This window comes from Streptomyces kryoterrae, from assembly GCF_054072135.1.
On sequence record NZ_CM133358.1, the window covers coordinates 350,008 to 365,866 of the forward strand.

At 71.2% G+C, this 15,859-nt stretch carries 12 protein-coding genes; all 12 read left to right on the plus strand.

The genetic code is table 11. The features are described 5' to 3' along the window. Positions 1-57 precede the first annotated feature (57 nt). The gene (locus tag ACW4TU_RS01075; protein WP_457423633.1) at positions 58-1,512 is read left to right on the plus strand and encodes an MFS transporter; all 1,455 of its coding nucleotides are present in this window, start codon (positions 58-60) and stop codon (positions 1,510-1,512) included. 128 nt (positions 1,513-1,640) lie between these two features. Next, a complete protein-coding gene (gene ptlF, locus ACW4TU_RS01080; protein ID WP_457423635.1) occupies positions 1,641-2,441 on the plus strand; it encodes a 1-deoxy-11-beta-hydroxypentalenate dehydrogenase in 801 nt (266 codons plus the stop codon). A gap of 17 nt (positions 2,442-2,458) precedes the next feature. Next, positions 2,459-4,213: a neopentalenolactone/pentalenolactone D synthase gene (gene ptlE, locus ACW4TU_RS01085; protein ID WP_457430641.1), complete on the plus strand. Its 1,755-nt coding sequence runs from the start codon at positions 2,459-2,461 to the stop codon at positions 4,211-4,213. A gap of 35 nt (positions 4,214-4,248) precedes the next feature. After that, positions 4,249-5,148: a neopentalenolactone/pentalenolactone F synthase gene (gene ptlD / locus ACW4TU_RS01090; protein WP_457423637.1), complete on the plus strand. Its 900-nt coding sequence runs from the start codon at positions 4,249-4,251 to the stop codon at positions 5,146-5,148. Then, entirely contained in the window at positions 5,145-6,158 is a 1,014-nt protein-coding gene (locus ACW4TU_RS01095; protein ID WP_457423639.1) for a polyprenyl synthetase family protein, read from the plus strand. Before ptlD ends, ACW4TU_RS01095 begins: the two co-directional genes overlap by 4 nt. Positions 6,159-6,282: 124 nt before the next feature. Further along, entirely contained in the window at positions 6,283-7,296 is a 1,014-nt protein-coding gene (gene ptlA / locus ACW4TU_RS01100) for a pentalenene synthase (protein WP_457423641.1), read from the plus strand. A gap of 113 nt (positions 7,297-7,409) precedes the next feature. Next, positions 7,410-8,804, plus strand: coding sequence for a pentalenene oxygenase (ptlI, locus tag ACW4TU_RS01105; protein WP_457423643.1), 1,395 nt, complete (start codon positions 7,410-7,412; stop codon positions 8,802-8,804). After that, positions 8,801-9,799, plus strand: a complete 999-nt coding sequence (gene ispH / locus ACW4TU_RS01110; RefSeq protein ID WP_457423645.1) for a 4-hydroxy-3-methylbut-2-enyl diphosphate reductase — start codon at positions 8,801-8,803, stop codon at positions 9,797-9,799. The genes ptlI and ispH overlap by 4 nt, the downstream gene beginning before the upstream one ends. 26 nt (positions 9,800-9,825) lie before the next feature. Beyond that, positions 9,826-11,613 carry a 1-deoxy-D-xylulose-5-phosphate synthase gene (locus ACW4TU_RS01115; RefSeq protein WP_457423647.1) on the plus strand — a complete coding sequence of 596 codons (1,788 nt, stop codon included), beginning with the start codon at positions 9,826-9,828 and terminating at the stop codon, positions 11,611-11,613. 196 nt (positions 11,614-11,809) lie between these two features. After that, positions 11,810-12,985 (plus strand): flavodoxin-dependent (E)-4-hydroxy-3-methylbut-2-enyl-diphosphate synthase, encoded by a 1,176-nt coding sequence (ispG, locus tag ACW4TU_RS01120; RefSeq protein WP_457423649.1) that lies wholly within the window; start codon positions 11,810-11,812, stop codon positions 12,983-12,985. Continuing rightward, positions 12,982-14,910, plus strand: coding sequence for a 2-oxoacid:acceptor oxidoreductase subunit alpha (locus ACW4TU_RS01125; protein WP_457423651.1), 1,929 nt, complete (start codon positions 12,982-12,984; stop codon positions 14,908-14,910). The genes ispG and ACW4TU_RS01125 overlap by 4 nt, the downstream gene beginning before the upstream one ends. Further along, a complete protein-coding gene (locus ACW4TU_RS01130; RefSeq protein WP_457423653.1) occupies positions 14,900-15,838 on the plus strand; it encodes a 2-oxoacid:ferredoxin oxidoreductase subunit beta in 939 nt (312 codons plus the stop codon). Before ACW4TU_RS01125 ends, ACW4TU_RS01130 begins: the two co-directional genes overlap by 11 nt. Positions 15,839-15,859: the final 21 nt, after the last annotated feature.

The window sequence follows — 15,859 nt, forward strand, 5'->3', positions numbered from 1 at the left end:
CTTGTTGTCCCCGCACCCGCCCCAACCGTCCCCCCACAAACGCCTGGTAGGCAGCACATGACGAAACGCGAGGGCCTCCCCCCTCTGCAGAGGCCCACCGCGACACCGGAGCCCTCGGTCGGCACAGAACCGGCCACCTCGGGGCTCAGTGGCATCGCCCTCCTGGTGGTGCTCATCGGATACGTCCTGTCCATCGTGGACGCCTCCATCGTCAATGTGGCACTGAGCTCGATCAGTGACGACCTCCACGGCGGCCCCGCCGCACTGGAGCTGGTGGTGTCCGGCTACGGCCTCACCTACGCCCTCGGCCTGGTGCTGGGCGGACGGCTGGGCGACGCCTTCGGCAGACGGCGCCTGTACGCCTACGGGCTCGCGGCGTTCACCGTCACCTCGGCACTGTGCGGACTCGCCCCGACCATCGAGTTCCTCGTCACGGCCCGGCTGCTGCAGGGCGCCGCCGCCGCCATGCTCGTACCGCAGGTACTGGCGACGATCCAGGCGGTCACCCAGGGCCAGGCGCGCGCCCGTGCGATCGGCATGTACGGTGCGACCGCCGGCGTCGGCATGGTCATCGGGCAGATCCTGGGCGGGCTGCTGGTCTCACTGGACGTCGCCGGGATCGGCTGGCGGATGGTCTTCGTGATCAATGTGCCGATCGGAGTGGCCGCGCTGCTGGCCGTCCGGCGCGTCCCCGCGACCAGGGCCGACTCGAAGCCGGGCTTCGACCCGCTGGGCACCGTGCTGTTCGGTGCCACCATGGTCTGTGTCCTGGCCGTGGTCGTGGCGGGCCCCGACCTGGGGTGGCCGCTGTGGCTGTGGTCGTTGCTCGCGGTCGCCGCGGTGGGAGTGGTGGCGCTGGTCCGGGTCGAACGCGGGCTGGAGGCGCGGGGCGGTTCACCGCTGCTGTCCCCGTCGGTGCTGTCCCATCCGGGAATGCGCAGAGGGCTGGCGGCGATGGTGCCGTTCTCGGCCGGCTTCGGCGCCTTCCTGTTCGTATACGCGTTGATAGCGCAGGGTCACTTCGGCTACGACGGGCTCGCCTCCGGCGCGGGGATGGCGCCGTTCGCCGTGGCGTTCTTCGTGGTGGCGCGGTTCACCCCGAGGATCGCTGCAGCCCTGGGCCGCCGTATCGTCACCCTGGGCACCGTCGTCCAGGGTGTGAGCCTGCTGCTGCTGGCGCTGGTGCTCCGGCTGGGCTGGCCGCATCCCTCCCTGGCGCTCGTGCTCGTCGGAATCGGCTTCTTCGGCGCGGGCGCGGCGCTGATCGGCCCGGCGCTGTTCCGGATGATCCTCGCCGACGTACCCTCCGCGCAGGCCGGCATGGGCAGCGGTGTGCTGGTGACCAGCCAGCAGATGGCGACCGCGCTGGGCGCGACCGTCGGCGGAACCCTCTACGTCTCCCTGGCCGGTTCGCTGTCGACGGTGTCGGCGGCCGTGCTCGTTCTCGCCCTGTTGGTGTGTTCCTCGGTGATCGTTCTCGTGATCAGCCTGAAGCTCCCCGACCCCCGCTGACACCCGCGACCCCCCGAACAGCGCGATCTGATCCAGACCTTCTCGTTGGCAACGGCGCGCCGTCCTTCGGCGTACCCGCGCGCAGAAGCGGAGACAGCCAAGTGCAGTTACAGACAAGGAAAGCCGTGGTGACCGGCGCGGCCAGCGGCATCGGCCTCGCCCTCAGTGCCCGCTTCGCACGGGCCGGCGCCGGCGTGGTCATGGCGGACATCGAAGGCGACGCACTGCACCGCCGGGCCGCCGAACTCACCGCGCAGGGCGCTCAGGTCACCGCGGTGACCGCCGACCTGACCGACCCGGACGCCGTCGAACGGCTCGCGGACACGGCGTTCGGCCTGCTCGGGGACATCGACGTGGTGTGCAACAACGCCGGGGTCCTGGGCCCCGTGGGACAGCCCCTGTGGGAGGTGCCGCTGGAGAGGATGCGGCAGGCCTTCGAGGTGAACCACTGGGCTCACGTCCTGGTGGCCCGCGCCTTCGTTCCCCGGCTCCTGGAGCGCGGCCGGCCCGCCCATCTGATCCACACCGCCTCGATGTCCGCCTTCGTCGTCGGCGCCGGCAGCGCCGCCTACGCCGCCTCCAAACACGCCGACCTCGCGATCGCCCGCAGCCTCCGTGCCGATCTGCGGGGCACCGGGGTCCGGGTGTCGGTGCTGTGCCCCGGCCGGGTCGACACCCCCATGGTCCAGGGACTGACGGCCCCGCGTGGCGCGGGCGGCGACACCTCGGTGAGCGCCGAGGACGTCGCCGGACTCGTCTGGGACGCCCTCGGCTCCGACCGCTTCTATCTCTTCAGCAACTCCGACGCCCCGCTGCGGCTGCGCGATCAGTTCGACGACGTATGGCGTCATGTCTCCCTTCCGCCCCCTTCCCCCGAGGAGGAACTGTGGCCCGCACCCAAAGCGACGACCGTAGCGACGAAACGCTGAGCATCGACCTGGAAGCGGTGCGGGAGAAGTACCGGCAGGAACGCGACAAGCGCAGCGTCGGTCGCACCTACCAGTTCGCGCGCGGTGACTTCAGCCGCTACGCGCGAGACCCCTACACCGAGTGGCAGGAGCGCGAGCCGCTCACCGACGAGGTGGACGTCGCCGTCGTCGGCGCCGGCATCGGCGGTCTGCTGACCGGCGCCCATCTGCGCGAGGAGACCGGCCTGGAGCGCATCCGGCTGATCGACGAGGCCGGTGACGTCGGCGGCACCTGGTACTGGAACCGCTTCCCCGGCGTCCGGTGCGACGTCGAGAGCTACATCTACATGCCGCTGCTCGAAGAGATCGGCACCATACCCACCGAGAAGTACTCCACCGGGCCCGAGATCTTCGCGCACCTCCAGCAGATCGCCCACAGGTACGACCTGTACCGCGACGCCCTCTTCCAGACCACCGTCACCGAGCTGCGCTGGGACGAGGCCGCCGGGAAGTGGCTGGTGAGCACGGACCGCGGCGATCTGATCCGGGCCCGGTACGTGGCCATGTCGATCGGTCTGATGCACCGCCCCAAACTCCCCGGGCTGCCGGGCCTGGAGACGTTCGCCGGGCACTCCTTCCACACCAGCCGCTGGGACTTCGACTACACCGGCGGCGACAGCACCGGCGGCCTGACCAAGCTGAGGGACAAGAAGGTCGGCGTCATCGGCACCGGCTCCACGACCATCCAGCTCGCCCCGCACCTCGCCGAGTGGGCCGAGCAGCTCGTCCTCTTCCAGCGCACCCCGGCCGCGGTCGACGTCCGCGGCAACCGGCCCACTCCGGCCGGCTGGGCGGACAGCCTCGAACCGGGCTGGCAGCAGCGCCGGATGGAGAACTTCCACGCACTGACCTCAGGCGTCCCGCAGGACGAGGACCTGGTCCAGGACCGCTGGACCCAGACCACGGCCAAGCTCGCCGCCGCGATCCTGCCCACCGGCGACACCGGCGGCGACCCGAAGGAGCGGGCGCTCGCGGCCGAGCGTGCGGACTTCCTCAAGATGGAGGAACTCCGCGCCCGCATCGACAGCGTCGTCACCGACCCCGCGACCGCCGCCGCCCTCAAGCCGTACTACCGCGTGTACTGCAAGCGGCCCTGCTTCCACGACGGCTACCTCCAGACCTTCAACCGGCCCAACGTGACCCTGGTCGACACCCAGGGGCAGGGCGTGGAGCGGCTCACCCCGGCCGGGGTGGTCGCGAACGGCCGGGAGTACCCGGTCGACTGCCTGGTCTTCGCCACCGGCTACGAGCACGAGTTCGCCGTCCCGTACATCGACCGCGCCGGCTACGACATCGTCGGCCGCGACGGCGTGAAGCTGTCGGAGAAATGGGCGGACGGGGCGCACACCCTGCACGGACTCCAGGTGAACGGCTTCCCCAACTGCTTCATCCTGTCCAAGGTCCAGGCCGGCCGGCACGTCAACATCGCCTACATGCTGGGCGAGCAGACCCGGCACCTCGCACACATCGTCAAGTCCGTCGAGGAGCGCGGCCACCAGGTCGTGGAGGCCTCCGAGGCCGGCGAGAAGGAATGGGTCGAGGAGATCCTCCGGCTCGCCGTGGGCGGCCTCGACTTCCTGGAGAACTGCACGCCCGGCCTCTACAACAACGAGGGCGACCCGAACGGACTGCCCCTGCTCAACTCCAGCTACGGCGGCGGCTCGGTGGAGTTCGTCAACATCCTCAGGCGCTGGCGCGAGGCGGGCGACCTCGCCGGTCTCGAACTGCGCTGACCACCCCCACCCTTCTGCGAAAGGCGGCAACGCCCATGGACGTAACGCCGATACCCGGCGCCGCTCTCGGCGCCGTCGTGCACGGCGCCCATGTCACCGGCGACATGGACGAGACCCGGTTCGAGGAGATCTGGGCGGCGCTCGACACGCATCTGGTCCTGGTCTTCCGTGGCCACGAGACCCCCTCCTACGAGGAGTTCCTGGCCTTCGGCCGCCGCTTCGGGTACATCCCGAAGACCGGTCTGACCAGCGGAGCCCACCCCGACCACAACGAGATCCTGATCGTCTCCAACCTGGTGGAGGACGGCCGCAAGATCGGCGTCGGCGACGCCGGATGGATGAGCTGGCACACCGACTACTCCTTCCGCCCCCGGGTCTCCCAGGTCGGCTTCCTGGAGGCCGTGGAAGTGCCGTCCTCCGGCGGCGGGGAGACCCTCTTCACCGACATGTACGCCCTGTACGACTCGCTGTCACCCGAGGAGCGCAGGCGTCTGCACTCCTACCGGGTCCGCCACGCCCTGCGCACCGGATACGAGGAGACCATCGAGGAGGAGCTCCAGGGCGAGGTGTCCCTCGGCGAGAGCACCGAGCGGATCCAGCCCGAGGACGGCACCTCCACCATCCATCCGCTGATCGCCCGCAATCCGCGCACCGGCCGCAAGTCGGTCTACGTCAGCACCCTGAACACCAAGCGGATCGTGGACCTCCCCCCCGACGACAGCCGCAAACTGCTCGACGAACTGCTGTCGCACGCGGGCAAGCCCCAGTACACCTACGCCCACACCTGGCAGCCGGGGGACATCGTCATGTGGGACCAGCTCGGCACCGTCCACGCCAAGCAGGCCTTCGACCCGGCCGAACGACGCATCATGCGCCAGGTGGTCAGCATCTTCGACGACCCGACCGGCCCCTGGCGCGCGGAGGTCGCCGCATGAGCACCGCGCCCGCCTGCCTCAGCCACAGCCGGGTCACGGTCACCCCGGCGCTGCGCGCCGCCGTCGACCGGCTCGACCACCGCTCCCGTCACCAGGCGGCCTACCACTTCGGCTGGATCACCGCCGGCGGCGCGCCCACCAGCGCCGACGCCGGCAAGGCCATCCGTCCGGCGCTCGCGCTGCTGTCGGCCGAGGCGGTCGGCGCGCCGCCGGAGGTCGCCCTGCCCGGCGCCGTCGCCGTGGAGCTCGTGCACAACTTCTCCCTGGTGCACGACGATCTGATGGACGGTGACGAGGAGCGCCGCCATCGGCGCACGGTGTGGAAGCTGTGGGGCCCCTCCAGCGCCATCCTGACCGGTGACGCGATGCTGGCGCTCGCCCAGGAGGTGCTGCTGGACACCGGGCTGCCGACGGCGGCGCCCGCCGCCCGGCTGCTGGCGCGCACCACCCGGCATCTGATCCGCGGCCAGGTCCAGGACCTGTCCTACGAACAGCGCTCGCACGTCACGGTCGAGGAATGCGTCGACATGGCCGCCGGCAAGACCGGCGCGCTGCTGTCGGCGAGCGCCGCGATCGGCGCCGTCCTCGCCGGGGCACCGGAGGCGACGGTGGACGCGCTGGCGCTCTACGGCGACCAGGTCGGCGTCGCCTTCCAGCTCGTCGACGACGTTCTCGGTATCTGGGGCGACCCGGCCGTCACCGGTAAGTCGGTCCACTCCGATCTGCGCTCCCGCAAGAAGTCCCTGCCGGTGAGCCACGCACTGAACCAGGACGGCCCGCTCAGCGACGAGCTGGCCGCCTGGCTCACCACCCCCGGCGAACCCGACGAGGAGGAACTGCGGCGCGTGGCCGGCCTGATCGAGGGCGCCGGCGGCCGGGACTGGGCGTTGTCCGAGGCCGCCCGGCGGATGGCGCTGGCCGAGGACGCGCTGCGCGGTGTCGAACTGGACGCCCGCGCGCGGGACGAACTCCTCGCGCTCGGGCGGTTCGTCGTCGACCGCGAGGCCTGAGACCGGGCCCGGCCCGCATACCCGTAGGCCCCTTTCCGACTTCCGACTCTCCGATCGGCGCAGCACCCCCCAGGGCATCACCACGCCCGCTGCTCCTCCGCACCCCACTCCCAAGGATCCCCTCATGCCCCAGGATGTCGACTTCCACATACCCCTGCCGGGCCGGCAGAGCCCGGATCACGCGCGGGCCGACGCCGAGCAGCTCGTCTGGCCGCGGTCGCTCGGGCTGATCAAGTCCGAGGCGGCGGCTACGCGTCATCTGCGCGGCGGCTACGCCGACCTGGCCTCCCGCTTCTATCCGCACGCCACCGGCGCCGACCTGGACCTGGGCGTCGACCTGATGTCGTGGTTCTTCCTCTTCGACGACCTCTTCGACGGGCCGCGCGGCGAGAACCCCAAGGAGACCAAACAGCTCACCGACGCGGTCGCGGCGGCGCTGGACGGCCCCCTTCCCGACACCGCGCCCCCCATCGCCCACGGCTTCGCCGACATCTGGCGGCGCACCAGCGAGGGCATGACACCCGCCTGGTGCGCGCGCAGCGCCCGCCACTGGCGCAACTACTTCGACGGCTACGTCGACGAGGCCGAGAGCCGCTTCTGGGACACACCGTACAACTCCGCGGCCCAGTACCTGGCCGTGCGCCGGCAGACCATCGGGGTGCAGCCGACGGTCGACCTCGCCGAGCGCGCGGGCCGCTTCGAGGTGCCGCACCGGGTCTTCGACAGCGCCATGGTCTCCGCGATGCTCCAGATCGCCGTCGACGTCAATCTGCTCCTCAACGACATCGCCTCGCTGGAGAAGGAAGAGGCCCGCGGCGAGCAGAACAACATGGTCATGATTCTGCGCCGGGAGCACGGCTGGTCCAAGGACCGCAGCGTCGCCCACATCCAGAGCGAGGTGCGCGCCCGCCTGGAGCAGTACCTCCTGCTGGAGTCCTGCCTGCCGCAGGTCGGCGACATCTACCGGCTCGACGAGGCCGAGCGCGCGGCCCTGGAGCGCTACCGCGACGACGCCGTGCGCACCGTGATCCGCGGTTCCTACGACTGGCACCGCTCCTCGGGCCGCTACGACGCCGAGTTCGCGCTCGCCGCCGGTGCCCAGGGCTACCTGGAGGAGCTCGGCAGCACCGCCCGCTAGCGGCACCGCACACCGGCGACACGCACCCGCGCCCGGCCGTCGCGGCGGCACAACCGTCAACAGACCGGAACAGCTGTCAACAGATCAGTAAACGACGGGAAGTTGAGAATCGAATGACCGAGCAGACCGCCTTCTCGGCGGGAACGGCGCCCGGGGCGCTCCCCGTCGTGGGACACGCCCTCCAGATGATGCGTCACCCCGTGAACTTCATGACCTCGCTGTCAGCCCACGGCGACCTGGTCGAGATCAGGATCGGCCCCACCAAGGCCTACGTCCCGACCCACCCGGAACTGCTGCGGCACGTCCTGACCAACGACCGCGTCTTCGACAAGGGCGGCGTGTTCTACGACCGCGCCCGTGACATCGCCGGCAACGGCCTGGTCACCTGCCCGTTCGCCGACCACCGCCGCCAGCGCCGGCTGATGCAGTCGGCGTTCACCCGCGGCCAGCTCAAGCGGTACGCCGAGGCCATGCACGCCGAGATCGAGGACACGGCGTCGCGCTGGCAGGACGGCATGGTCGTCGACGCCTTCCAGGAGATGTACGGCATGGCCCTGCGCACGGTCGGCCGCACCCTGTACTCCACACCCGTCAGCCCCGAACTGGCGGCGCAGGTGGAACGTTCCTTCGACGTCGTCCTCAACGGCCTGTTCCGGCAGATGTTCCTGCCTGCCTCGATCCGCCGGCTGCCCCTGCCGTCCCAGCGCCGCTACAAGAGCAATCTGGACTTCCTGCACGAGACCACCCAGCACCTCATCGACGACTACCGCAGCTCCGACATCGAGCGCGACGACCTGCTCGCCGCCCTGATCGCCTCCCGCGACGACGACGGCGGCCGGCTCGGCGACAAGGAGATCCACGACCAGGTCATCACCGTCATGGCGGCCGGCACCGAAACCGTCGCCGGCACCCTCACCTGGGTCTTCTACCTTCTCTCCCAGCACCCGGAGATCGAGGCCGCGCTCTACGACGAGATCGACACCGTCCTCGACGGCCGCGCCCCGCAGTGGGACGACCTGCCGAACCTCTCCCTGGCCGACCGGATCATCTCCGAGACGCTGCGACTGCACCCGCCGGCCTGGCTCTTCACCCGCCTCACCGCCTCCCCGACCGAACTCGCGGGGCGTCAGCTGCCCGCCGGCTCCACCGTCGTCTTCAGTCCCGCCGCGGTCGCCCAGTACGAGGACGCCTTCGACGACCCCAAGAGGTTCGACCCCGACCGCTGGCTCCCGGACCGTATCGCGCCGGCCTCCCGCCACGCCTACGTGCCGTTCGGCACCGGCGCCCGCAAGTGCATCGGTGACCTCTACGCACGCACCGAGGCCATCCTGGGGCTCGCCACCATCCTCGGCCGCTGGCGGGTCACCTGCGAGCCCGGCATGGACATCCGCCCGGTCCCGCTGGCCACCGTCTACCACCCGCGCCGGCTGCGCCTGAGGCTGGACGCACGCACCCCGCGCCGGATGACCTCCGCCGTCCCGGTACCGGCCGGGGGTGACGTGACGTGAGCGAGGGGAACGTCGTCCTGGCCCAGCCGCGCGGCTTCTGCGCGGGCGTACGGCGCGCCATCGGCATCGTCGAGCGGGCGCTGGACCTGCACGGGGCGCCGGTGTACGTGCGCAAGGAGATCGTGCACAACCACTACATCGTCTCGGAGCTGCAGAAGCGCGGCGCGGTCTTCGTCGACAGCGAGGAGGAGGTCCCACAGGGCGCGGTCTGTGTCTTCTCCGCGCACGGCGTCTCCCCCGGAGTACGCACCGCAGCCGCCGACCGGCGGCTCGAAGTCATCGACGCCACCTGTCCGTTGGTCTCCAAGGTCCACCAGGAAGCGGTGCGCTTCGCCCGCGACGGCCGCACCATCCTCCTCGTCGGGCACGAGGGCCACGAGGAGGTCGAGGGTGTCCTCGGCGAGGCCCCCGACCGGATCGTCGTCGTCGAGACCGAGGACGACGTACGGCGTCTCGGCCTGCCCGACGACACCCCGGTCGCCGTTCTCACCCAGACCACCCTCTCGTTCGACGAGACGGAGCGCGTCGTCGAGTCCCTGCGCGCCCGCTTCACCGACCTGATCACCCCCGGCGACGACATCTGCTACGCCAGCCAGAACCGGCAGAACGCCGTCAAGGACCTCGCACGCGACAACGACCTGGTCCTGATCGTCGGCTCGCACAACTCCAGCAACTCGCTGCGCATGGTCGAGGTGGCCCGTGACCACGGCGCCGCCGCCCATCTGGTGCCCGACGAACAGCACCTCGAAGCGGCCTGGCTGGAGGACGTGTCGTCGGTCGGCATCAGCGCCGGGGCCAGCGCCCCGGAGATCCTCGTCGACGGGCTCGTCACCCGGCTCGCCGAACTCGGGTTCGATCAGGTCGAGCTCCAGCGGGGTATCGCCGAGGACGTCGTGTTCTCCATGCCCGGCCGGCTGGCCGACCCGGTCACCGGCCGCGTCCCGCAGACACCGCTGGCCGGTGAGGCCCTGCCCGCAGCCGATGGGGTGCGATGAATCCGCCACCGAAGAAAGGTTCCGCCATGCCGCGTCCGGAGGAGATCCGGGGGCTGGAGGATCTCCGGACCCTGTCCCCGCAGCAGGCCCGCGACCTGGCACCGCAGATCCGGCGGCTGCTGGTGGACACCTGCACCGCCAACGGCGGTCACCTCGGCCCCAACCTCGGGGTCGTCGAACTGTCCATCGCCCTGCACCGCGTCTTCGACTCCCCCCGCGACAAGATCCTGTGGGACACCGGCCACCAGTCCTACGTCCACAAGATCCTCACCGGCCGCACCGAAGCCCTCGCCACACTCCGCCGCACCGGCGGCATGTCGGGCTACCCCTGCCGTGCCGAGTCCGAGCACGACGTCATCGAGAACTCGCACGCCTCGACCTCCCTGTCCTGGGCGGACGGCCTCGCCCGCGCCAACGCCCTTCTCGGACGGAGCGACCGTGCCGTGGTCGCCGTGCTCGGCGACGGCGCGCTCACCGGGGGCATGGCCTGGGAAGCCCTCAACAACATCGCGGCGGCCCCCGAACGCCCCGTCGTCGTGGTCCTCAACGACAACGGCCGCTCCTACGCCCCCACCGCCGGCGCCGTCGCCGGACACCTCGCCGACCTCCGTGCGGGCGACGCCCCGCAAGCCCTGTTCGAGAACCTCGGGCTCGCCTACGTCGGCCCGGTGGACGGCCATGACATCGAGACCGTGGAGACGGCGCTGCGCGCGGCCGTCGCCCTGGGCAGGCCCGTGGTGGTGCACTGCGTCACCGAGAAGGGCCGCGGTCACCTCCCCGCCGAACAGGACGACACGGACCGCTTCCACGCCGTGCGCGCCGCCTCCGCCCAGAAACCGGGGGGCGCACCGAGCTGGACGTCCGTGTTCGGCAGCGAGCTGGCCGAGCTCGCCGCCGACCGGCCGGACGTGGTCGCCATCACCGCGGCCATGCTCGACCCGACCGGGCTCAGCGAGTTCGCCCGCCGCCACCCCGGGCGCGTCATCGACGTCGGCATCGCCGAACAGCACGCCGTGACCGCCGCCGCCGGACTGGCCCTCGGCGGGGTGCACCCGGTCGTCGCGCTGTACTCCACCTTCCTCAACCGCGCCTTCGACCAGCTCCTGATGGACGTGGCCCTGCACCGCGCCCCGGTGACCTTCGTCCTGGACAGGGCCGGCGTGACCGGCGACGACGGTCCCTCGCACAACGGCATGTGGGACCTGTCGCTGCTGAACCTGGTACCCGGCCTGCGGCTGGCCGCCCCACGCGACGCAGCCACCCTGCGCCGCGCCCTGCGGGAGGCCGTGGCCTGCGACGACGGCCCCACGGCCCTGCGCTTCCCCAAGGGCTCCACCGGGGCGGACATCCCGGCCGTGGACGTCTACGCCGGCCTGGACGTCCTGTACCGCGGCGAGCGCCCCGACATCCTCCTGGTCTCCGTCGGCGCCATGGCCGCCACCTGCCTCGACGTCGCCGAACGGCTGGCCGAGCGGGGTGTCGGCGTCACCGTCGTGGACCCCCGCTGGGTCAAGCCGGTGCCGCCCGAGCTGACCGGGCTCGCCCTCGATCACCTGCTGGTCGCCACGGTCGAGGACAGCGGCCGGGTCGGCGGTGTCGGGGCGTGTGTCGCCCAGGCGCTGAGCGACGCCAGGTCGGGCCTGCCGGTGCACGTCTTCGGTATCCCGCAGCGCTTCCTCGACCACGGCTCACGGGCCGATGTCCTGGAGGCCGGCGGCCTCACCCCCCGCCATCTCACCCACGCGCTGCTGGAGGCACTGCCCTCCGGATGGCAGGCCCGGCAGGCGACCATCGCCGGCCTCGCCGTCGGCTGACACCGGACCCCCCGACGGGCGGTCGGCGCCCACCCGCACGGTGACGACCCCGCCGACCGCCCGTGGCCCAGCCGCCCGCGAGGCACGCCCGCTGCCGCCGCGCCCTGTCTCCAGCACTTCCACAGCTCCCAACGGCCCACAGCCATCAGCCACAACCCGGTCCGCCCGGACCGGCCGACCATCTTGGGGAACTGTCATGCCTGTCGCTCTAGGAGTGCCGACGGTGCCGCCGAGGCTGGCCCGACGACGTACCAGCCGTCAGATCAACGTGGGGACCGTACCCGTGGGTGGCGACGCCCCGGTCTCGGTCCAGTCCATGACCACGACCCGCACGTCCGACATCGGCGCCACGCTCCAGCAGATCGCCGAACTCACCGCGTCCGGCTGCCAGATCGTCCGCGTCGCCTGCCCCACGCAGGACGACGCGGACGCGCTGGCGACGATCGCGCGCAAGTCGCAGATCCCGGTGATCGCCGACATTCACTTCCAGCCGAAGTACGTGTTCGCCGCGATCGAGGCCGGCTGCGCGGCCGTTCGGGTCAATCCCGGCAACATCAAGCAGTTCGACGACAAGGTGAAGGAGATCGCGCGGGCCGCCAAGGAGCACGGCACGCCGATCCGGATCGGGGTCAACGCCGGTTCGCTGGACCGGAGGCTGCTGCAGAAGTACGGCAAGGCGACGCCCGAGGCGCTCGTGGAGTCGGCGCTGTGGGAGGCGTCGCTCTTCGAGGAGCACGACTTCCGGGACATCAAGATCTCCGTCAAGCACAACGACCCCGTCGTCATGGTCGAGGCGTACAAGCAGCTCGCGGCGCAGTGCGACTACCCGCTGCACCTCGGTGTGACGGAGGCGGGCCCCGCCTTCCAGGGCACCATCAAGTCGGCTGTCGCGTTCGGGGCCTTGCTGTCCCAGGGTATCGGCGACACCATCCGCGTCTCCCTGAGCGCGCCGCCCGTCGAGGAGGTCAAGGTCGGCCTCCAGATCCTGGAGTCCCTGAACCTCAAGCAGCGCGGCCTGGAGATCGTGTCCTGTCCGTCCTGCGGACGCGCCCAGGTCGACGTCTACAAGCTGGCCGAGGAGGTCACGGCCGGGCTGGAGGGCATGGACATCCCGCTGCGCGTGGCGGTCATGGGGTGCGTGGTGAACGGCCCCGGCGAGGCCAGGGAAGCGGACCTCGGCGTCGCCTCCGGCAACGGCAAGGGGCAGATCTTCGTCAAGGGCGAGGTCGTCAGGACCGTACCCGAGTCGAAGATCGTCGAGACGCTCATCGAGGAGGCGTTCAAGCTCGCCGAGCTGATGCGGCAGGACAAGGACGAAGACGACGGCTCTGCCGAGGCCGCCCCCTCCGCCGGGCAGGAGAGCGCCCAGTGAGCACACCGGCCACTGTCAAACAGCTCGACCGGGTGGTGATCCGCTTCGCCGGTGACTCCGGCGACGGTATGCAGCTGACCGGCGACCGGTTCACGGCGGAGACGGCCGGTTTCGGCAACGACCTGTCGACGCTGCCGAACTTCCCCGCCGAGATCCGCGCCCCCGCGGGCACCCTCCCCGGTGTCTCGTCGTTCCAGCTGCACTTCGCCGACCACGACATCATCACCCCGGGCGACGCCCCGGACGTCCTGGTCGCGATGAACCCGGCCGCGCTCAGGGCCAACCTGGCCGATCTGCCGCGCGGCGCCGAGGTCATCGTCGACACCGATGGGTTCACCCGGCGTGCCCTCGCGAAGGTGGGCTGGAGCACCAGCCCGCTGGACGACACCACACTGGAGGCGTACCGGGTCCACCGGGTGGCGCTGACCACGCTGACCGTCGAGGCGCTCAAGCACTCGGGGCTTGCCCGCAAGGACGCGGAGCGGGCGAAGAACATGTTCGCGCTGGGTCTGCTGTCCTGGATGTACCACCGGCCCACCGAGGGCACCGAGAGGTTCCTGCGCACCAAGTTCGCCAAGAAGCCGGAGCTGGCCGAGGCCAACGTGACCGCCTTCCGGGCGGGCTGGAACTACGGCGAGACCACCGAGTCGTTCGCCGTCTCCTACGAGGTCGCCCCGGCGAAGCGCGCCTTCGCCCCGGGCCGCCACCGCAACATCTCCGGCAACCTGGCCCTCGCCCTGGGTCTGGTGGCCGCCGCCGAGCGCGCGGAGCTGCCGCTGTTCCTCGGCTCGTACCCGATCACCCCGGCCTCTGACATCCTGCACGAGCTGTCGCGGCACAAGAACTTCGGTGTGCGCACGTTCCAGGCGGAGGACGAGATCGCCGGCATCGGCGCGGCCCTCGGTGCCGCCTTCGGCGGCTCGCTGGCGGTGACGACGACGTCCGGGCCGGGTGTGGCGCTGAAGTCGGAGACGATCGGCCTCGCCGTCTCCCTAGAACTCCCGTTGCTGGTCGTGGACATCCAGCGCGGTGGTCCCTCGACCGGCCTGCCGACCAAGACCGAGCAGTCGGACCTGCTCCAGGCGATGTACGGCCGCAACGGGGAGGCCCCCGTCCCGGTGATCGCCCCGCACACCCCGGCCGACTGCTTCGACGCGGCCCTGGAGGCGGCGCGGATCGCGTTGACCTACCGCACGCCGGTGTTTCTGCTCTCCGACGGCTACCTCGCCAACGGCTCCGAGCCCTGGCGCATCCCCGACGTGGCCGAACTGCCCGATCTGCGCGTGGAGTTCGCCACCGCCCCGAACCGCCCCGACGGCTCCTTCTGGCCGTATCTGCGCGACCCCGAGACCCTGGCCCGCCCCTGGGCGCTGCCCGGCACCCCGGGCCTCGAACACCGCATCGGCGGCATCGAGAAGCAGGACGGCACGGGCAACATCTCCTACGACCCCGCCAACCACGACTTCATGGTCCGCACCCGGCAGGCCAAGATCGACGGCATCGCCGTCCCCGACCTGGAGGTCGACGACCCGTCCGGCGACGCCGGGCTGCTGGTGCTGGGCTGGGGGTCGACGTACGGCCCGATCACCGCGGCCGTGCGTGAGGTGCGGGCCGCCGGGGGCCGGGTCGCCACCGCGCAGCTGCGCCACCTCAACCCCTTCCCCGCCAACCTCGGCGCGGTGCTGCGCCGTTACGACCGGGTCCTGGTCCCGGAGATGAACCTCGGCCAGCTCGCGCTGCTGCTGCGCGGGCGGTTCCTGGTGGACGTGCGCTCCCACACCCAGGTCTCCGGCATGCCGTTCAAGGCCGCGCAGCTGGCCGCCGTGATCCAGGAGCACGCGGAGCACGCGGAGCACGCGGAGCACGCGGAGCACGCGGAGCACGCGGAGCACGCAGAGAACACGGAGGCCGCCGGTGCCCACTGACCTCACGCTCACCGCGAAGGACTTCAAGTCCGACCAGGAGGTGCGCTGGTGCCCCGGCTGCGGGGACTACGCGGTCCTCGCAGCCGTCCAGGGCTTCATGCCGGAGCTGGGCATCGCGCGCGAGAACATCGTCTTCGTCTCGGGCATCGGCTGCTCCTCCCGCTTCCCGTACTACATGAACACCTACGGCATGCACTCCGTGCACGGCCGCGCCCCCACCATCGCGACCGGCCTGGCCTGCGCCCGCCCCGACCTGTCGGTGTGGGTGGTCACCGGGGACGGCGACGCCCTGTCGATCGGCGGCAACCATCTGATCCACGCTCTGCGCCGCAACGTCAACCTCAAGATCCTGTTGTTCAACAACCAGATCTACGGGCTGACCAAGGGCCAGTACTCGCCGACCAGTGAGCAGGGCAAGGTCACCAAGTCGAGCCCGATGGGCTCCCTCGACGAGCCGTTCAACCCGCTGTCGCTGGCCATCGGCGCCGAGGCGTCCTTCGTCGCCCGCACGATCGACTCCGACCGCAAGCACCTGACGGGCGTCCTGCGCCAGGCCGCCGCCCACCCCGGCACGGCCCTGGTGGAGATCTACCAGAACTGCAACATCTTCAACGACGGCGCCTTCGACGCGCTCAAGGACCCCGCCACTCGCGACAACGCCCTGCTGCGCCTGGAGCACGGCGAGCCCTACCGGCTCACCCCGGACGCCGACGAGATCGTCCACGACGTCGCGGACCCCGACCCCACCGCCGCTTTCGCCCTCTCCCGGCTGCGGCATCCCACCCCCATCGGCGTCCTGCGCGACGTACGGCGCCCCGCCTACGACCGGCTGATGAACGACCAGCTGGAGCGGGCCGTCGCCGAGCGCGGCCGGGGCGACCTGGCAGCACTGCTGGCCGGCAACGACACCTGGACGGTCGGGGCCTGAGCCCCCGACGAGAACCGCACA

What these genes read in the sequence shown, in the direction of transcription:
- ACW4TU_RS01095 (WP_457423639.1), top strand. Translation starts at nt 5,145, where the DNA reads ATGAGCACCGCGCCCGCCTGCCTCAGCCACAGCCGGGTCACGGTCACC.
- ispG (WP_457423649.1), top strand. Translation starts at nt 11,810, where the DNA reads ATGCCTGTCGCTCTAGGAGTGCCGACGGTGCCGCCGAGGCTGGCCCGA.
- ACW4TU_RS01115 (WP_457423647.1), top strand. Translation starts at nt 9,826, where the DNA reads ATGCCGCGTCCGGAGGAGATCCGGGGGCTGGAGGATCTCCGGACCCTG.
- ptlA (WP_457423641.1), top strand. Translation starts at nt 6,283, where the DNA reads ATGCCCCAGGATGTCGACTTCCACATACCCCTGCCGGGCCGGCAGAGC.
- ptlD (WP_457423637.1), top strand. Translation starts at nt 4,249, where the DNA reads ATGGACGTAACGCCGATACCCGGCGCCGCTCTCGGCGCCGTCGTGCAC.
- ptlI (WP_457423643.1), top strand. Translation starts at nt 7,410, where the DNA reads ATGACCGAGCAGACCGCCTTCTCGGCGGGAACGGCGCCCGGGGCGCTC.
- ACW4TU_RS01075 (WP_457423633.1), top strand. Translation starts at nt 58, where the DNA reads ATGACGAAACGCGAGGGCCTCCCCCCTCTGCAGAGGCCCACCGCGACA.